Origin of the sequence: Streptomyces flaveolus (assembly GCF_044765825.1) — a bacterium.
Taxonomy (GTDB): Bacteria; Actinomycetota; Actinomycetes; order Streptomycetales; family Streptomycetaceae; genus Streptomyces; species Streptomyces flaveolus.
Window position 1 is genome coordinate 208,839 of record NZ_JBIWKU010000007.1, and the last position, 17,194, is coordinate 226,032.

Genomic DNA, 17,194 nt, shown 5'->3' on the forward strand with positions numbered 1-17,194 from the left:
AGCGCTGTGCACCTGTCCCGTCCCGCGCGCATCGCGCTGCGGCTCGGCGCCGGACTCGGCTTCGCGGTGATCTACTTCCCGTTGCTGCTGGTCCTGGTCAACTCCCTCAACCCGGACCGCAGTGCGAGCTGGCCGCCGCCCGGCCTGACGCTGCACTGGTGGTCCGAGGCCGCCCGCAACGACGGCGCCCTGTCGGCCCTGTGGGTGTCGGTGAAGGCCGGCCTCGGCGCCACCGCCATCGCCCTGGTCCTGGGCACCCTGATCGCCTTCGCCGTCGCCCGGCACCGCTTCTTCGGCCGCGGCACCCTCTCCTTCGTGGTGGTGCTGCCGATCGCGCTGCCCGGCATCGTCACCGGCATCGCCCTCAACTCCGCCTTCGGTACCGTTCTGGAGCCGCTCGGTGTGGGACTCGGCCTCTTCACGGTCGTGGTGGGCCACGCGACCTTCTGCATCGTGGTCGTGTTCAACAACGTCGTCGCCCGGCTGCGCCGCACGTCCACCTCGTTCGAGGAAGCCGCGACCGACCTCGGCGCGCACAGTTTCCGGGCCTTCGTCGACGTGACTTTCCCGCAGATCAGGGCCGCGCTCCTGGCGGGCGGACTGCTCGCCTTCGCCCTGTCCTTCGACGAGATCGTGGTCACGACCTTCACCGCGGGCCCCGGCGTCGAGACCCTGCCGGTCTGGATCTTCAACAACATGACGCGTCCCCAGCAGGCACCCGTCGTCAACGTCGTGGCCGCCGTGCTGGTGCTGCTCTCGGTGATCCCGATCTACGTCGCCCAGAGGCTGTCGGCGGACACCGCGACCAGCAGCCGGGTCTGAGTGTGACGCGGATCGCACGGAATTCTCCGAGCGTCGTAAATCGGACAGTGATGCGGTAACCGAATATCGGACACTCATCGCTCACGCTTTGGAACGAGTGATCATGGGTGCGCTTCGGCCTTGGAAAGTGAGGTGATTCCGTCGACAGGTGACATGAATGCCAGGTTATTGGGGCGTCCTTTACCTCACCTCAAGCAGCCGCACCACGGAAAACGCAGGATTTAACGTCTTGTTCATGACTCAGCTGGACACGCGCTCCCCGGACACCGCGAAAGAAGGCGGCGCCGCTGCCGACGGCATGCGCAGCAAGGGCCTGGGCGGCAATTCCGTGGGCCTGCTGGGCAGCGCGGTCATCGGGGTCTCCACCGTGGCCCCGGTCTACTGCCTCACCTCGACGCTCGGCTCCACCGCCGGCGAGGTCGGCGTGCAGATGCCCGCCGTGTTCCTCGCCGGCTTCCTGCCGATGCTGCTCGTCGCCTTCGCCTACCGCGAGCTGAACAAGGCCATGCCCGACTGCGGCACCTCGTTCACCTGGACGGTCAAGGCGTTCGGGCCGCGCGTGGGGTGGATGTGCGGCTGGGGCCTGGTCATCGCCACGATCATCGTGCTGTCGAACCTGGCCGGCGTGGCCACCTCCTACTTCTGGCTGCTCGCCGGCGAGATCACCGGCAGCGACTCGGTGGCGGCCCTCGACGGGAACAAGGCCGTCCACATCGTGACCTGTCTGGCCCTCATCGCCCTCGCCACCGTCATCAGCTATCGCGGCATGACGGCGACCAAGGGCCTGCAGTACACCCTGGTGGGGCTGCAACTGGTGGTCCTGGCGGTCTTCGTGATCATGGCCTTCACCAAGGCCGGAGGCGCCGGCTTCCCGACGTCGGCCCACTTCTCCTGGTCGTGGCTGAACCCCTTCGCCGTCCAGTCGTTCGCGGCGTTCACGGCCGGTCTGTCCCTGTCGATCTTCATGTACTGGGGCTGGGACGCGTGCCTCACCGCCAATGAGGAGACCAGCGGCAGCAGCCGCACGCCGGGCCGTGCGGCGCTCGTCGCCATGATCGTGCTCGTCGGCTCGTACCTGGCGACGGGCGTCGCGGCGCAGATGATCGTGGGCTCCGGCGACCAGGGACTCGGACTCGCCAACCCCGACACCTCCGACAACGTCTTCGCCGCCCTCGCCGGGCCCGTCATGGGGCCCGTGCTGGGCGTCGCGCTGTTCGTCGCGGTCCTCGCGTCGGCCGCGGCCAGCCTCCAGACGACGTTCATCCCCGTGGCCCGCACGGTCCTCGCCATGGCGACGTACGAGGCGCTGCCCGCCTCGTACGCCCAGGTCCACCCGCGCTACCGCACCCCGGGCCGCGCCACCGTCACCGCGGGCGTCGCGACCGGCGTCTTCTACACGGTGATGACACTGGTCAGCGAGCACGTGCTGGTCGACACGATCTACGCGCTGGGCCTGATGATCTGCTTCTACTACGCGCTGACGGCCTTCGCCTGCGCCTGGTACTTCCGTGCCGATCTCCTGAAGTCCGGACGCGATCTCGTGTTCAAGGGGTTCTTCCCCGTCCTCGGCGGAGTGCTGCTCACGGCGGTCTTCGCCAAGACGCTCGCCGACATGTGGGACCCCGCCTACGGGAGCGGATCGTCCGTGCTCGGCGTCGGCTCGGTGTTCGTGATCGGCGTGGGCCTGCTCGCCCTCGGTGTGCTGATCATGAGCGTGATGCGCCGGCGCAGCCCCGCCTTCTTCCGGGGCGAGGTGCTCACGAAGTCGACGCCCGCCCTGGTCGCCGAGGACTGAGCCGGAGCCTCAGTCGCGGCTGCGCCGGTCCGCCAGGGCCAGGATGCCGCGCGCCCGCTCCAGTACGGGCCTGTCGACCATCTGGCCGTCGACGGTGGTGACGGACGCCCCGGCGCCGAGGACGGCCCGGGCCCAGCGGATCTCGCCGTCGCCGGGGGCGAAACCGTCCGCGACGGGGCCGATCTGCGAGGGGTGGATGCACAGCTTGCCCGCGTAGCCCAGCCGCCGGGCGTGGGCGGTGTCGGCACGCAGGGCCTCCAGGTCCCGTACAGCCGTGGTCACGCCGTCCACCGGGCGGCCGATGCCCGCCGCCGCGGAGGCGAGGACCAGGCGGCTGCGGGCGTGGGCCAGGGCGAGGGTGTCGTCGTGGGCGACGCCGAGCCGGGCGGCGAGGTCCACGTTGCCGAAGGCGATCCGTACGACGCCAGGGACGGCACACACGTCGTGGGCGCGCTCGACGCCCAGGGCCGTCTCGACGAGCGGGATCAGCGCACAGCGTCCGGCGGTGCGCGCCGCGATGCCGCCGAGGACGGCGGGGTCCTCCGCCTTCGGCACCATGACCGGGCAGCCGCGGTCGGCGGCCATCGCGAGATCCGCCTCGCACCACGGCGTGCCGGGCGCGTTGACGCGCACGACGGTCCGGCCGCCGAGGCCCGGCCAGTCGGCGGCGGCCTGTCGGGCCTCTTCCTTGTCCTCGGGCGCGACGGCGTCCTCCAGGTCGACGACGACCAGGTCCGCACCGCTGCGGGCGGCCTTGTCGAAGCGGTCCGGGCGGTCGCCGGGCACGAAGAGCAGGGTTCGGGCGGCCGATACGAGCAGGGCCTGTTCCTCGGTCCCGTCGATGTGCGTGCTCATGCGAAGGTCACCTCGGCGGTGGCGTGCCGGGCCTCGCGGTGGGTGGCCGTCCGCAGCCGGACGCCGGTACCGGTGGGCGCGCCCTCGGCCAGCAGGTGCTCGCCCGCGAACGCCGGCCGGTGCAGCCGGAAGGAGAGCGAGCGTACCGGGCGTCCGGGCGCGTTGCGCCGTACGACGTCGAGCATGAGCAGCGCCAGGAGCGGACCGTGGACGACGAGGCCGGGGTAGCCCTCGGTCTCGCGGCAGTACGGGTCGTCGTAGTGGATGCGATGGGCGTTGGCGGTGAGGGCACTGAGGCGGAACAGCAGCGTGGGGTCGGGCTGGAGGCGCAGCCGCCAGGGGCTCTCGCCGTCGGGGACGGCGTGGTCGTCGACGGACGTCGGGTGCTGCCCGCCGCCGCTGCCGCCGGAGCGGTAGACGATGTCCTGCTCCTCCACCAGGCACGTGCGGCCCGACTGGCGGAACTCCTGGCGCTCGGTGACGAAGAGCAGTTCACCGTTGCGGCCCTGCTTGGGCGTCACCGCGGCCAGGCTGCTGATCCGTTCCGCGGGTTCGCCCAGACGCAGCGGTGCGGCGATCTCGCAGCGTCCCCCGGCGAACATGCGCCGGCGGTCGGGGACGGGCGGCAGGAAGCGGGCGTCACGCAGATGGCCGTCGGGGCCGAGCTCGCGCTGGGCGGGCCAGTGCAGGAAGTAGAACCACTGCCAGAGAGGGGGGAGCGGGTCTCCGGCCGCCGCGGCGGGCCCGGGCAGGTCCAGCAGGGCCGATACGGCGGCGGCGGGGTCCGGCCGCAGTGTGTCGCGTGCGACGACCGGTTCGGGGTGCCATGTCTCCACGTAGGAGCCGAGAGGGGCGGTGGCGGACTGCATGGTGTGATGTGACCTCGTGGTTCAGGTGAGGGGCGCGGTCTTCGACGGTTGCGGGGTAGGGGCGGGCGTCTCGGCGGCGTCCAGCCGGGAGGTCCGGGACGGCTCCCGTACGACCAGGGTGGCCAGGAACGTCAGCCCGACGCATCCGGTGACGTACCAGAAGAAGAGGTCTTCGTGGCCGGCGTTCTTGAGGGCCAGGGCGACCGGCTCGGTGAGGCCGCCGAAGGTGGCGGTGACCAGGGCGTGCGGCAGACCCACGCCGAGGGCCCGCACCCTGGTGGGGAACATCTCGGCCTTGATGATGGCGGCCAGCGCGGAGTACCCGGTGACGAAGGTCAGGGCCACCGTCATGAGGAGGAACGCGATCCACGGGCTGCTCGTGCGGCCGAGGAGGGTCATGAGCGGCACCGTCAGGAGCATGCAGCCGCCGGAGAAGGCGAACATGACCGGACGACGCCCGATGCGGTCGGAGAGCGCACCGACGGCCGGCTGCATCAGCATGTAGACGAACAGCGCGGCGAAGCCGATCACGGTGACCGTGGACTTGGGTATGCCGGCGGTGTTCACCAGGTACTTCTGCAGGTACGTGGTGTACGTGTAGAAGGCGACGGTGCCGCCGATGGCCAGGCCGAAGACCGCGAGGAGTTCGCGCGGGTATTCGGCGAACAGGGCGACCAGGCCCTTGCGTTCCCGGGCGGCGGGGTCCCGGACGGCCTTGCGCGCCCGCTCCTGTTCGTAGTGCTCGGACTCCTCCATGGTCCGGCGCAGGTACATCACGACCAGGCCGGCCGCGGCGCCGATCACGAACGGGACCCGCCACCCCCAGCCGTGCAGCTGGTCCTCGGTGAGCAGGTTCTGCAGGGCGATGGCCACGGCCAGGGCGGCGAGCTGGCCGAGCACGATCGACACGTACTGGAAGCTGGAGTAGAAGCCGCGCCGGCCCGGGGGAGCGACTTCGGAGAGGTAGGAGGCGCTGGAGCCGAACTCGCCGCCGACGGACAGGCCCTGGGCCAGCCGGGCGAGGACCAGCAGGGCGGGAGCCCAGAAGCCGATGGTGTCATGTCCCGGCGCCAGCGCGATGGTGAGGGAGCCGGCGCTCATGAGGGTGACGGACAGGGTCAGTGCGCGGCGCCGGCCGAAACGGTCGGCGTAGGCGCCGAGCAGCCAGCCGCCGAGAGGGCGCATGAAGAAGCCGACGGCGAAGACGACGGCCGTCGAGAGGAGTTGGGCCGTGCGGTCGCCTTCGGGGAAGAACACGGAGGCGAAGTAGATGCTGAACGTGGCGTAGGCGAACCAGTCGTACCACTCGATGAGGTTGCCCAGACAACCGCGTACGACGTTCCTGGTGACCCGCCGTCGGTCGGGGGTGGGGGGAGCGGGGGTGCGGCTCATCCGTGGCGACCTCCGTCTGCTCGGTGGCTGAAGTGCCCCACATCATGAGCAGTGATGGAGCCCGCTGAACAATAGAAAGGCGTGATGGGGCCATGACCGGTCCGCATGGACCTGCCGGGTCACGCCTGCGCCTCGGGTTCCTCGGACGTCTGCATCTGCGCGGAAGGCCACCGCTCCTGCGAGACGGCCTCCGTGATCCGGCGGACCAGTTCCCGGGCGACGACGGCGACGGCCGGGGGCACGCGTCCGTACCGAGGGGTCCCCAGGACGATCGACCGCTCGACGTCGGGCTCGCACAGGGGTGCGGCGCTGAGGCTGCCGTTCGCCACGTCCTGGGCGATGCCGACGCCGGGCAGGACCGTCCAGCCGTGGCCCGCCAGCACCAGCTGCTTCTGCACCCGCATGGAGTTGGTCTGCACGGCGATCTCCATGGTGGCGCCCGACCGGGCCGCCGCCGCGTCGATCAGCGTCCGCAGGGCGTGCCCCGCGGCCGGCATGACCAGGGGGCGCGCCGCGACCTGTGCGAACGCCACCGGGCTGTCGGCGCGCAGCCCGGCCGAAGCGGGGGCGACCGCCCACAGGCGCTCCCGCACGAGGGGGCGGGCGTTGAGGGACGGGCCGCTGTCCAGGCTGTACAGCAGCGTGAGGTCCAGGTCGCCCGCGTCGAGCCACTGCTGAAGGTGGCCGGAGTATCCGGTCATCAGGCGCAGCTCCACCCCGGGATGGGCTTGGCCGACCGCCGACACGAGCTGCTCGGCGAGAAGGTCGCTCGTGCTCTCCAGCAGACCGACGGTGACGATGCCCGTCACCTGGCCCGAGCGGGGCTGCACCTCGGCTCGCGCCCGCTCCAGTTCGTTCAGTGCCCTGCGCGCACGGTCGACCATGATCTGGCCGGCGTCGGTGGGGCGCATGCCCTGCCGGGTGCGCTGGAACAGGGGGACGCCGAGTTCCTCCTCCAGCGTGCGGATCTGCCGGGTGACAGCGGGCTGCACCAGGTGCAGCAGCTCGGCGGCGCGCGTCACGCTGCCCACCTCGGCGACCGTGACCAGCGCCTTCAGCTGCTTGACGTCCATCCGGGCCAACCCTCCTCGACATCCACGGCACGCATGGGGCCATCAGGAATTGCTATTTCACTAAGTCGGGAATGAATGTTCATGATGGTACGCCAGTCCGGATCACCGACACCTTTCCGGAGGTCGACACATGGCCGAGAACCCAGCGCCGCCGGCCGGCGGGCTGCCCCTGTCCGGCATCACCGTCGTGAGCGTCGAGCAGGCGGTGGCCGCGCCCTTCGCCACCCGTCAGCTCGCCGACCTCGGCGCACGGGTCATCAAGGTGGAGCGGCCCGGCGGCGGCGACTTCGCCCGGCGCTACGACACGACCGTGCACGGCGAGTCCAGCTACTTCGTGTGGCTCAACCGCTCGAAGGAGTCGGTGACGCTCGACCTGAAGTCCGAAGAGGGACGCGAGGTCCTGGAGCGGCTCCTGGCGCGGGCGGACGTCTTCGTCCAGAACCTCGCCCCCGGCGCCGCGGCCCGCATGGGCCTGGGTGCCGGCGACCTGGCGCGGCGGTTCCCCGCACTGATCCCGTGCTCGGTCTCCGGATACGGCACCAGCGGCCCGTGGGCCGACCGCAAGGCGTACGACCTGCTCGTGCAGTGCCAGACAGGACTCGTCTCCCTCACCGGAAGCGCCGGGGAAGCCGCCCGCGTGGGGGTGTCCGTCGCCGACATCGCCGCCGGCATGTACGCCTACAGCGGCATCCTCACCGCCCTGTTCACGCGGGCCGTGCAGGGGTCCGTCCGGGCCGTCGAGGTCTCACTGTTCGAGGCGCTGGCGGAGTGGATGGGCCAGCCCGCCTACTACACGGCGTACCACGGCTCCCAGCCCCCGAGGGTCGGAACCCAGCACGCCACGATCGCTCCCTACGGCACGTACACCGCCGCCGACGGCACGGACGTGCTCCTCTCCGTGCAGAACGAACGCGAATGGGCGGCCCTGTGCGAGCACTTCCTGCGGTCGCCGGATCTGATCGACGACCCGCGCTTCGCCACCGGGCCGGCACGGGTCGGCAACCGCCGGGAACTGAACGCCGTCCTGGCGGAGCGGATCGCCGCGTCGGACGGTGCCGAGGTGATGAAGCGTCTCGACGCGATCGGCATCGCCAACGCGCCGGTCAACGACGTCAAGCAGTTCCTCGACCATCCCGTACTGACGGGCCGGGACCGCTGGCGGCAGGTGCGGATACCGGGCGGTGAGACCGTCGCGGCCCTGCTGCCGCCGGTGGACCTGGCCGGTACGGCTCCGCGCATGGACGCGGTCCCCGCTCTCGGCGAGCACACCGAACAGATCCTGACCCAGCTCGGATACGACACCGCCCGGATCGACGCGATGCGAACGGCCGGCGCCGTCTGACGCCCCGGACCGTGCACCTGCCGAGACCACAGCAAGGAGGCCCCATGAGCACCCTCGACATCCTGTCCGAGGACGAGCAGTTCATCGTCACCACGGTGCGCGACTTCGTCGACAAGGACATCAAGCCCGTCGCGCGGGAACTCGACCACACCGACACCTACCCCGAGGCACTCGTCGAGCAGATGAAGGAACTCGGCATCTTCGGCCTCGCGGTGCCCGAGGAGTACGGCGGTACTCCCGTCTCCACCCCCTGCTACGTGCTCATCACCGAAGAACTGGCCCGCGGCTGGATGAGCCTCGCCGGCGCCATGGGCGGCCACACCGTCGTTGCCAAGCTGCTGCTGCACTTCGGCACCGAGGAGCAGAAGCGACGCTATCTGCCGAGGATGGCCACGGGAGAGGTACGCGCCACCATGGCACTCACCGAACCCGGCGGCGGTTCCGACCTCCAGGCCATACGCACGGTCGCGCGCCGGGACGACGAGGGCTACCTCGTGAACGGCGCCAAGACCTGGATCACCAACTCCCGCCGCTCCCAGCTGATCGCCCTGCTGTGCAAGACCGATCCCGAGGCGTCCCCGGCCCATCGGGGCATCTCCGTCCTTCTCGTCGAGCACGGTCCCGGACTGACGGTCTCCCGCGACCTGCCGAAGCTCGGTTACAAGGGAGTGGAGAGCTGCGAGCTGTCCTTCGAGGACCACCGCGCCCCGGCGGACGCCGTACTGGGCGGGGTCGAGGGCCGGGGCTTCGCCCAGATGATGAAGGGGCTGGAGACCGGCCGCCTCCAGGTCGCCGCCCGCGCGCTCGGTGTCGGCCGGGCGGCGCTGGAGGACGCGCTCGCCTACGCCCAGCAACGCGAGTCGTTCGGCAAGCCCATCTGGAAGCACCAGTCCGTCGGCAACTACCTGGCGGACATGGCGACCTCCCTCACGGCGGCCCGTCAGCTCACCCTCCACGCGGCCCGCGAGGCGGATGCCGGCCGGCGCGTGGACATGGAGGCGGGCATGGCCAAGCTGTTCGCGTCCGAGACGGCGATGCAGATCGCGCTCAACGCCGTCCGCATTCACGGCGGTTACGGCTACTCCACCGAATTCGACGTGGAGCGCTACTTCCGGGACGCGCCGCTGATGATCGTCGGCGAGGGCACCAACGAGATCCAGCGCAACGTCATCGCGAGCCAGCTGGTCAAGCGAGGCGGACTCGACGCATAAATCGCATACCAAATGAGGAGAGGTCGAGGAGGTGCACGAGCTGCACCTTGTCGGGTGGGCAGCTTTGGTATACAAAACGGGGGCTGGTTGCTCTTCCTCGGACTGCGGAGTTGTCATGTGTCTTGAGCCGTCCCCTCCACCTTCGAGCCGTCTGACGCGGCGCGGCGTGCTCGCGGGCGCCGCGGCTCTCGCGGGAACCGCGGCAGTCCTCTCCACGGCACCCGACGCCGCCGCTCGCCCGAACGGCGCGGCGCGCGAGGCGGCTCCGGACGGCGATCTGGTGATCGAGGGCGGCACGCTGCTCGACCCGGCCACGGGCGAGGTGACCGAAGACGCGGTCGTCGTGATCCGCTCGGGCAGGGTGGACCGGTCGGGCCCGCGCGGCAGGGGAGCCGTTCCCGCGGGTCTTCCCCGGCTGGACGCCCGGGGCCGCTGGGTGCTGCCCGGCCTGGTCGACGCCCACATCCACCTCAGCACGGTCGCCGAGGCGCGTGAGGCGGTGACCAAGGGAGCCACCAGCGCGCGGAGTGGATCCACCACCTTCTACCAGGACATCGCCGTCCGGGAACTCGCCCGGCGGCAGCCCGCCCAGGCACCCCGGCTGCGCGCCGCCGGGGTGTTCGTCACGCCCGACATGGGCGACTCGGTGCTCGCGGATCCCGACCTGGCGCCCCTCGTCGGCCTCGACGGCGGAGTGCGCACCGGCGCGGCCCTCAGGCGTGTGGTCGAGGTGAACGTCGCCCGGGGCGCCGATGTGATCAAGACCCGCGTCAACGAGCGGGCCGGACTGCCCGACCAGGACCCGCTGGCTCAGGTGTACTCCTACGAGCAGCTGGCCGACATCGTGGCGGCGGCCCGGCGCCACGGCAAGGGCGTGCTCTGCCACAGCTACAGCGAGCAGGGCTGTCACGACGCGGTCCGGGCCGGGATCCGGTCCCTCGAGCACGGTGTCTTCGTCGCCGAGCGCACCCTGCACGAGATGGGGAAGAGGGGAACGTACTTCACGCCCACCCTCACCGCGATCGCGGGACTGGCGGACTCGTCCGACCCCGTACTGGCGGAGCGGGGCCGCACCTATCTGCCGGTCCTCAAGGACGCCGTACGAGCCGCGCACGAGGCGGGCGTGCCCCTGGCCGCGGGCACGGATTCGTCCGGTGGAGAGGTGACGCCCATCGGACGCGAGATCGAGCTCATGCGCGCCGCAGGGCTGTCGCCGCTCGAAGCGATCCGCACGGCCACCGTGAACGCGGCACGGCTGCTGGGTGTCTCCGGCTCCGTCGGCCGGCTGGCCCCCGGCTGTGCGGGCGACGTCCTCGTCGTCGACGCCGACCCGCTGAGCGATGTCTCGACGCTGTCCCGGCCCGTCGGCGTCGTGCGCGCCGGCCGGATCTGCTGAACCGGTCCCGCGGCACCCTCCCCGCCCGGCACGGCCGGCGCCCTTTCCGTCGCTCCCCCTGCCGAGGAGTGCGCAATGCACCGCGCACACCTCCTGGGCTGGGTGACGGACGTGCGGCTGGACGAAGAACTGTCCGCCTGCTACGGGACCGCCACGCACGGGGGCTCCGACGTCATGGGCCCGACCCGGGCCGGCCTCACGCCGGGCAGCCCGGCCGACTTCGTCCTGGTGCGGGGTGAGTGCGTGCCGCAGGTCGTGGTCGACATGCCGCAGCGTGACATGGTGGTGCACGGTGGCGCCGTCGTGGCCCGCGACGGACGCCTCGTCCGCCACGACGCCTGGGCGCTCGCGGGCCGGCGAGGTCGCGCAGGGCTATGTCGCGCAGGGCTATGTTGCGCGGAACCTTCCCCGCTCGACCTCCGTGACCAGCCCCGTGCCGATCAGCCGGTCCAGGTGCTGCACGGCGGTCCGGCGCTCGACCGGTTCCACGTGCGAGCCCTCGACATGGGGGCGGTAGACCAGGCGGTGCTCGGTGATCTCCTCGACGGTCCGCGGTTCGTCGAGGAAGGCCAGGAGGGCAGCGTCACGCTTCTCCACCACCCCGGCGAAGTCGTCGAGCCGCCTGGAGAACTCCGTGGCGCCCTCGATCACGCCCTTCTGGTGAGCCGTGCCGTACCAGCGGACACCGATCTGCCGGCATCGTCGCACGGAGGACTCGAAGTCGGTGAGACTGCTGCCGACGCCTCCGTAGTACGGACCGAACGATGTCAGGTCGATGTCCGCCACGAAGAGGAAGCCGTCCGGCTCGATCAGGAAGCCGCTGTGTCCCGCCGTGTGGCCCGGGAGGTGTACGACGGTCACGGTGCGGCCGCCGAGGTCGAACACCGTGCCGTCCTCGAACCCCGTGGCATCCGGGCGGTCCCGCACGTGGAAGTGGTCGCGCAGCATCGTGTGGGTGTGCTCGACGGCGTCCGCGGGGAGGCCGTAGCCCTCGACCATGACCTCTCGTGACCGCAGCGCGGCCAGGTCCTCCTCGTGGATGTGCACGGGCACGTCGTAGTCGGCGAGACCTGCTACGTGGTCCTCGTGCGCGTGGCTCACGAGGACCACGTCCGCGGGCGGTGCCGTTCCGACGAGCGACAGCGACGGATCGATGACCAGTGTCTCGGCGGTGCCGCGCACGAGTATGGAGTTGGCGTAGGGGTAGGCGCCCCGTTCGGCGCCCACCAGCACGGTTACCCCGCCGTAGTGCGCTTCCGTGTATCCGGTGGTGAGCAAGGTCGGCATTCCTTCGTCCGTGGGCGGCCCGTGGTGGCGGCCGTGCGGTTGGTGACGGACCGCGGGGGCTTGGGGGGGACAGGGTCGTCCTCCAGGGACGCGTCGTGCACGACACCGATGCCGCTCTGGACGCCGTGGAGGGTGTGCCTCGGCCGGGGCCGACGGTCTGTCCGCACAGGTGGCGGAAGGGGACGCCCTCGAGGACCGCGGCGAGCTTGTGGGCCGGTCCCGGCCGGCGGCCGGCGCTGCCGGGAGGTTCTGGACAGCGGGTGTGCCTCCCGTCGAATCGATGCCGAGTCGCATTCGAGTTTATGTGGCTCACGGGCGCTGTCAATACGCGCCGAGCGGGAGATCCGGCACCGTGACTGATACGATCTCGAATCGTGTTCGATGGAAATGAGACCACCCGGCCCCCGGCTCGGGCGGCAACACAGCGTCGCGGGATGGAGCGCAGGAAGGCCATCCTCGACGCCGCCGAGGCCCTGCTCGCCGAGCAGGGCTACGAGGCCGCCACTCTGAAGGCGACCGGTGAGCGCGCCGGCATCCCGATCGCCTCCATGTACCACTACTTCGCCGACCGGTACCAGGTCGATGCCGAGCTGCTGCAACGACACCTGAGCGAGCTGGACAGGCTCATCGGCGCCGCTCTGGCCGAATCCAGGGCGCGGACGCTGCGCGAGGCCGTCGACATCGTGACCGACCTGCTCCTCGACTATCTGCGCCGCCACCGGAGCTGCACGGAGCTCTGGTTCACGGGCCGGCACCCCACGCTCGACGAACTGGTGCGCGTCTTCGACGAGGCGCAGGCGGAACGGCTCTGGCAGTACCTCGTCGAGCAGCGCTTCGTACCCGCCGACACACCCCTGCTCGCCCTGCGTCTCGTCTTCGAGGTGGGCACCCGGCTCTTCGACAGCGCGTTCCGGCGCTCGCCGGCCGGTGACGACGCCACGATCGACGAAGCGCGCCGCCTCGTCACCGCGTACCTGGAGACGTACGCCTCCGAAGTGACCAGGTGAATCCTCGAGGAGCTTCCCGCCGGCATGGCGCCACAGCGCCTCGGTGACGGCTCTTGACGATCTCCCTCATGAAGTCGACCGCCTCGTCGGACGTCATCCTGCCCGACCGGATGGCCCGGCCGAGCTCCTTCACGAGACCGTCGGCCGTCCGCTTGGCCCGGCCGGGATGCTCGCCGGGCCGGGAATGTGCAGGCTGGTGCCCCGGACCGGGCTCACGGCCGGGCGAGGCAGGGAGAGGACACCATGGGAGGGATCCGCACCACCGGTTCCGCCGCCAGCGGTGCGGCGCGCATGCTGGCGCGTCTGGCCGTGCTGGCGGTGATCGGCGCAGTGGTCGTGCTGGTGCTCGCGGTGGGGGAGGGCGGGCTGCTGGTCATCGGGGCCGGCCTCCTCGGGCTGGTGGTCTGCGCCGCAGGTCTCTGGTGGTTCGTGGCACACCGCGGCGCGGTGCGCCTGCTCGGCGCGCTCCTCGCGATCCTGGCACCCGTCAGCGTCGTCGTGCTCCTCGCGCACGACCGGCTGTGGCTGACGGCTCTGGTCCTGGCCCTGTGCTGGGGCGCGGCGCCTGCCTGCGCCCGGGCGGCGCTGCGCAGGGCGCGCCCGGAGAGGCAGGCGCGGGCGATCCCCGTGCCCCCGCCGAAGCGGCCGGTCCTGATCATGAACCCGAGGTCCGGTGGCGGGAAGGTCGGCCGCTTCGGGCTGGCCGAACGGGCGGAAGAGCTCGGCGCCCGGGTGATCATGCTCGACCCGTCCGCCCCGGCCGACGTCGCCGCGCTGGCCCGGCGGGCCGTCGCCGAGGGCGCGGACCTGCTCGGCGTCGCGGGCGGCGACGGCACCCAGGCCCTGGTCGCGGCGGTCGCCGCCGAGCACGACCTGCCGTTCCTCGTGGTCTCCGCCGGCACCCGTAACCACTTCGCCATGGACCTGGGTCTCGACCGCTCCGACCCCTCCCGGTGCCTCGACGCCCTGACCGAGGGCGAGGAGCTCAGGGTCGACCTCGGCGACGTCGCTGGCCGGGCCTTCGTCAACACCGTGTCGTTCGGCGTGTACGCCGACGTCGTGCAACGTCCCGAGTACCGCGACGACAAGGCCGGCACGGCGCTGAGCCTCATGCCGGACCTGCTGCTCGGCGAGCGCGTACGACGGCTCGACGCGCGGATCGACGGCACCGAGCTCTCGTCCCAGCAGGCGCTGCTGGTCAGCAACAACCCGTACGCCTCACCCGACGAGTTCGCCGGCGGAGGCCGCCGGTTCCGGCTCGACAGCGGCGAACTGGGGGTGCTGGGCATCCGGGTGGAGGACGCGTCGCAGGCCGCCGACGTCGCCGTGCGGGGCTCGCAGTCCGCGGGGCTGACCGTCATGACCGCGCAGCGCGTCGTCGTGACCGCCGACACGGGCGAGATACCTGTGGCGGTCGACGGCGAGGCATTGCGGATGCCCACCCCGGTCGTGTGCACAGTGCGTCCGGGCATGCTGCGGGTCCTGGTGCCGCGCGACCGTCCGGGCGTCGCCGTACCCGCGCCGCCGGTGAAGTGGCGACGGGTCATCGACCTCGCGTTCGGCCGCACCCGGCGGACCGACGAGGGGCGGAGCATGGCCGAGCGGACCCGCAGCTGAACGGCCCCAGGAGCTCGTCCGTGCCACAGCCACCCTCTCCACGCCGTCGGTGCTCGCCTGTCTCTTCCCCTGCCTCGTGATCACGACGGTCACCTTCTCGACCGCGTCCCCGGAGCGGGTGCGCACCTGGGCCCGCCGTTCGACGCGGGGCACGGTGCTCCAGCGCTACGCGTTCGGGGCGGCGCCCGGGCCGGGGGTTCCCCTCTTCGCTGACCTCGATTCCGGAACCCCGGAAAGGCGATGGGCGTTTCCGAGAAAGGCGCCTGACGGGTCGAAATCCCACGAGGTTCTTCGTCTGCTGGTGGTACACGTTTTGCATGGCACTCACCAGGTGAGATGGCATGAGGCCGGGCAGCGTGCGAATCGCTGGTCCGCGCATGGTCCGGATCTTGGACCGAGACCTGATCCGACTCGCAGCCCTTGCGCAGCAGGCGCAACGTCCCCTGATCTGTCCGTATGAGTGCCTGGTCAGGCAGGCCCGGGGTGTGGTGGACCTGTCCTGAGCTCGCCGGCGTGATGGCATGGGATCAGCGCACGCCCCCCGAGCGCCGGTGGCATAGCCACCGCGGGAAGCATGTCCGCGGAGAAACCTGTGGTGGTGCCGGAGACGCCCGGGGCGGGGATGACGGTGGCGGCGTTTGTGAAGGTGGTGCGGCTCCAGGCTGTTCGGCGCGGGCACCAGGTCGGTGAGCACGTTCTCTCGATGGTCTCTGTTCTCGAAGTGCCCCCGACATCCGGGCGCCCAGGACCCTTGCCGCGGACCGGTGGGTCTGATTTTGTACCGCGCTACAGGTGCGTGATCAGGAGACACGAGGAGAACGAGCGGCGTGGAGCGGGGAACGCAGACGAGAACCAGGGACTCCCTGCCGGAAGGGCTCGGTCAGGCGATACGCGAGACCGCCAGTGCCATCGCCGCGCTCCTGCACGGCGCGACGGACATGACCGTTCCGGTACCGGGGCTGGAGTGGACCGTCGGCGAGACGGCCGCCCACCTGGTACTGGCCAACGGCCTGATGGCCGATCTCGCGTCCGGCCGAGAACGCCTCTACGGGGACGGCACGCCGCAGAGCCTCGCGGCGGCCAATGCACAGAGTCTCATCGAGTTTCCCGAGCGCGGGGCGGAACCGCTGGCCGCGATGATCGTGGAGCGGGCCGACGTGTTCCTGGACGCGGTGGACCGAGCCATGGCGGACGGGGCCGCGGGCCGGACGCTCCTGACCCCGCTCGGTCCTATGGACCAGGACGTTCTCGCCTCGTACCTGCTGACCCACATGCTGGGCCACGGTTACGATCTCGCCCGCGGGCTGCGCCGGCCGCACATGATCAACGAGAGGCGGGTCGGGTTGTGCCTGCCGTTCCTGAAGGCGGCGATGCCGCGCATCGCCGCCGCCTCCGCGCTGACGGCCCGTTACACCTTGCGTATCCGGGGCGGCGCGGCATTCGGCGTCACCTTCACCGACGGCACGGTCGAGGTGCTTCCTGACCCGCCGGAGCGTTCGGACTGCACCATCCTCACCGAGCCGGTCGCTTTTCTTCTCATCGCGCTGGGACGTCTGGGCCCGTGGCAGGCCATGGCACGCGGAGATGTGCTCGCCTGGGGCCGCAAACCCTGGCTCGCCCCCCGCTTCCCCACCCTGTTCAACGCACCCTGACCATGTCCTTCCCCGATCGAGCCCTACTAGATGACTGATCCCAAGGTCAGTGGTCGTGGGCGGTCAGGGAGCGGGTGGCCGGGCTTCTGGTGTGGTGGTTGTGCCAGATTGCCGTGGTCAGGGCGAGGAGCCGCTGCAGGGCACGGACGGTCACCCCGCCGGGCGTGCGGCCGCCGCGGCGTTCGAGGTTCAGCTGGGCTGTGTGGGTCTGGTTGACGGACTCGATCAGCTGCCGCAGCGGCTTGAACAACTCGGCTCCGGCCCGTTCGGGTTCGCCCTTGCGGGCCTGCCGCAGCAGCCGGACACCGAGGTCGGCAAGCTGCGGCTCGAAGTCGCGACCGTAGTAGTTCTTGTCGGCCAGCAGGGTCGGTGGTGAGAATGTCCAGCAGCACGTGGCGCTCGACCGCTTTCGCGCCGGTGAGTCTCGCCGATCGCCCGCATCACCTCCGCGTCCGGCGCCGCGGGCAGGAACAGTTCGAGGACCCGATGGCGTCGCCGCGATCGGTCACGGGGGCCGCGATCCGAACCAGCGCGCCCTCGCCCTTGTCCTCCACGCTCGGCCGCTGCGTGCGGATCACGTCGTCGTACAGGGTGTCCCGCAGCGTGATGCGCCGGGCGGGTTCATCGGTCTCGACGCTGCCCGCCGCCCCAGCCGTACGACCGAGCCGCCGGTGAAGTCGGCGATGAGGAACGACACCGGCGCGGCCCCGAGCTGCTCCCTGAGCATGCGCGCGATCACGTCGAGTGACTCCACGGACGCTGCGGTCTCCGCCGCCGCCAGCGTCCCCGCCGAGGTCATCGCGCTGCCCCGGCCGTCGCCGTTCTCCGGAGTACGAGTGGCCGGCCCACCGTCCCCGTCAGGCCGGCATACGGCGG

The 17,194-nt window shown here is 71.1% G+C and carries 14 protein-coding genes and 2 pseudogenes; 9 read left to right on the forward strand and 7 right to left on the reverse strand.

The window, feature by feature from the left end; translation table 11 throughout:
• Positions 1 to 6 precede the first annotated feature (6 nt).
• Positions 7 to 822 carry an ABC transporter permease gene (locus ACIRG6_RS22600; protein WP_364678412.1) on the forward strand — a complete coding sequence of 272 codons (816 nt, stop codon included), beginning with the start codon at positions 7 to 9 and terminating at the stop codon, positions 820 to 822.
• Between the two features lie 235 nt (positions 823 to 1,057).
• Entirely contained in the window at positions 1,058 to 2,617 is a 1,560-nt protein-coding gene (locus ACIRG6_RS22605) for an APC family permease (RefSeq protein WP_403324256.1), read from the forward strand.
• A gap of 9 nt (positions 2,618 to 2,626) precedes the next feature.
• On the opposite strand, the gene ACIRG6_RS22610 is transcribed toward ACIRG6_RS22605, so the two are convergent.
• The 4 genes from ACIRG6_RS22610 to ACIRG6_RS22625 all read right to left on the reverse strand — a co-directional run bounded on the left by ACIRG6_RS22610 (position 2,627) and on the right by ACIRG6_RS22625 (position 6,806).
• Positions 2,627 to 3,472 (reverse strand): HpcH/HpaI aldolase/citrate lyase family protein, encoded by an 846-nt coding sequence (locus ACIRG6_RS22610; RefSeq protein WP_403324258.1) that lies wholly within the window; start codon positions 3,470 to 3,472, stop codon positions 2,627 to 2,629.
• Complete coding sequence (locus tag ACIRG6_RS22615; protein ID WP_364678420.1) at positions 3,469 to 4,341, reverse strand: hypothetical protein; 873 nt, start codon at positions 4,339 to 4,341, stop codon at positions 3,469 to 3,471. Before ACIRG6_RS22615 ends, ACIRG6_RS22610 begins: the two co-directional genes overlap by 4 nt.
• Before the next feature lie 21 nt (positions 4,342 to 4,362).
• Complete coding sequence (locus tag ACIRG6_RS22620; RefSeq protein WP_403324261.1) at positions 4,363 to 5,733, reverse strand: MFS transporter; 1,371 nt, start codon at positions 5,731 to 5,733, stop codon at positions 4,363 to 4,365.
• Between the two features lie 119 nt (positions 5,734 to 5,852).
• Positions 5,853 to 6,806 carry a LysR family transcriptional regulator gene (locus ACIRG6_RS22625; RefSeq protein WP_350717640.1) on the reverse strand — a complete coding sequence of 318 codons (954 nt, stop codon included), beginning with the start codon at positions 6,804 to 6,806 and terminating at the stop codon, positions 5,853 to 5,855.
• Positions 6,807 to 6,936: 130 nt separating this feature from the next.
• Here ACIRG6_RS22625 and ACIRG6_RS22630 point away from each other — a divergent pair, with 130 nt between their 5' ends.
• The 4 genes and pseudogenes from ACIRG6_RS22630 to ACIRG6_RS22645 all read left to right on the forward strand — a co-directional run.
• Positions 6,937 to 8,148, forward strand: coding sequence for a CaiB/BaiF CoA transferase family protein (locus tag ACIRG6_RS22630; protein WP_364678426.1), 1,212 nt, complete (start codon positions 6,937 to 6,939; stop codon positions 8,146 to 8,148).
• A gap of 44 nt (positions 8,149 to 8,192) precedes the next feature.
• Complete coding sequence (locus ACIRG6_RS22635; protein WP_403324264.1) at positions 8,193 to 9,359, forward strand: acyl-CoA dehydrogenase family protein; 1,167 nt, start codon at positions 8,193 to 8,195, stop codon at positions 9,357 to 9,359.
• Positions 9,360 to 9,474: 115 nt separating this feature from the next.
• Positions 9,475 to 10,755, forward strand: coding sequence for an amidohydrolase family protein (locus ACIRG6_RS22640; protein WP_364678431.1), 1,281 nt, complete (start codon positions 9,475 to 9,477; stop codon positions 10,753 to 10,755).
• A gap of 75 nt (positions 10,756 to 10,830) precedes the next feature.
• Positions 10,831 to 11,082 (forward strand): annotated as a pseudogene (locus ACIRG6_RS22645) (cytosine deaminase); the annotation flags it as partial.
• Between the two features lie 60 nt (positions 11,083 to 11,142).
• On the opposite strand, the gene ACIRG6_RS22650 reads toward ACIRG6_RS22645, so the two are convergent.
• A complete protein-coding gene (locus ACIRG6_RS22650) occupies positions 11,143 to 12,033 on the reverse strand; it encodes an MBL fold metallo-hydrolase (RefSeq protein WP_403324268.1) in 891 nt (296 codons plus the stop codon).
• Positions 12,034 to 12,476: 443 nt separating this feature from the next.
• Between ACIRG6_RS22650 and ACIRG6_RS22655 the strand changes: the two genes are divergently transcribed.
• The 3 genes from ACIRG6_RS22655 to ACIRG6_RS22665 all read left to right on the forward strand — a co-directional run bounded on the left by ACIRG6_RS22655 (position 12,477) and on the right by ACIRG6_RS22665 (position 16,318).
• Positions 12,477 to 13,049, forward strand: coding sequence for a TetR/AcrR family transcriptional regulator (locus ACIRG6_RS22655; RefSeq protein ID WP_403324270.1), 573 nt, complete (start codon positions 12,477 to 12,479; stop codon positions 13,047 to 13,049).
• Positions 13,050 to 13,292: 243 nt separating this feature from the next.
• Positions 13,293 to 14,666: a diacylglycerol/lipid kinase family protein gene (locus ACIRG6_RS22660; RefSeq protein WP_403324271.1), complete on the forward strand. Its 1,374-nt coding sequence runs from the start codon at positions 13,293 to 13,295 to the stop codon at positions 14,664 to 14,666.
• Between the two features lie 827 nt (positions 14,667 to 15,493).
• Positions 15,494 to 16,318: a maleylpyruvate isomerase family mycothiol-dependent enzyme gene (locus tag ACIRG6_RS22665; protein WP_403324274.1), complete on the forward strand. Its 825-nt coding sequence runs from the start codon at positions 15,494 to 15,496 to the stop codon at positions 16,316 to 16,318.
• 46 nt (positions 16,319 to 16,364) lie between these two features.
• Here ACIRG6_RS22665 and ACIRG6_RS37760 read toward each other — a convergent pair.
• Both ACIRG6_RS37760 and ACIRG6_RS22675 read right to left on the reverse strand, forming a co-directional pair.
• A pseudogene (locus ACIRG6_RS37760) lies at positions 16,365 to 16,740 on the reverse strand (IS982 family transposase); the annotation flags it as partial.
• Between the two features lie 152 nt (positions 16,741 to 16,892).
• Positions 16,893 to 17,117: a hypothetical protein gene (locus ACIRG6_RS22675; protein ID WP_403324276.1), complete on the reverse strand. Its 225-nt coding sequence runs from the start codon at positions 17,115 to 17,117 to the stop codon at positions 16,893 to 16,895.
• Positions 17,118 to 17,194: the final 77 nt, after the last annotated feature.

Bases quoted from the DNA above. Each gene is read 5' to 3' on its own strand.
- ACIRG6_RS22625 (WP_350717640.1), bottom strand. From the start codon at position 6,806: ATGGACGTCAAGCAGCTGAAGGCGCTGGTCACGGTCGCCGAGGTGGGC.
- ACIRG6_RS22610 (WP_403324258.1), bottom strand. From the start codon at position 3,472: ATGAGCACGCACATCGACGGGACCGAGGAACAGGCCCTGCTCGTATCG.
- ACIRG6_RS22655 (WP_403324270.1), top strand. From the start codon at position 12,477: ATGGAGCGCAGGAAGGCCATCCTCGACGCCGCCGAGGCCCTGCTCGCC.
- ACIRG6_RS22660 (WP_403324271.1), top strand. From the start codon at position 13,293: ATGGGAGGGATCCGCACCACCGGTTCCGCCGCCAGCGGTGCGGCGCGC.
- ACIRG6_RS22620 (WP_403324261.1), bottom strand. From the start codon at position 5,733: ATGAGCCGCACCCCCGCTCCCCCCACCCCCGACCGACGGCGGGTCACC.
- ACIRG6_RS22640 (WP_364678431.1), top strand. From the start codon at position 9,475: ATGTGTCTTGAGCCGTCCCCTCCACCTTCGAGCCGTCTGACGCGGCGC.
- ACIRG6_RS22675 (WP_403324276.1), bottom strand. From the start codon at position 17,117: ATGACCTCGGCGGGGACGCTGGCGGCGGCGGAGACCGCAGCGTCCGTG.
- ACIRG6_RS22630 (WP_364678426.1), top strand. From the start codon at position 6,937: ATGGCCGAGAACCCAGCGCCGCCGGCCGGCGGGCTGCCCCTGTCCGGC.
- ACIRG6_RS22615 (WP_364678420.1), bottom strand. From the start codon at position 4,341: ATGCAGTCCGCCACCGCCCCTCTCGGCTCCTACGTGGAGACATGGCAC.
- ACIRG6_RS22605 (WP_403324256.1), top strand. From the start codon at position 1,058: ATGACTCAGCTGGACACGCGCTCCCCGGACACCGCGAAAGAAGGCGGC.
- ACIRG6_RS22635 (WP_403324264.1), top strand. From the start codon at position 8,193: ATGAGCACCCTCGACATCCTGTCCGAGGACGAGCAGTTCATCGTCACC.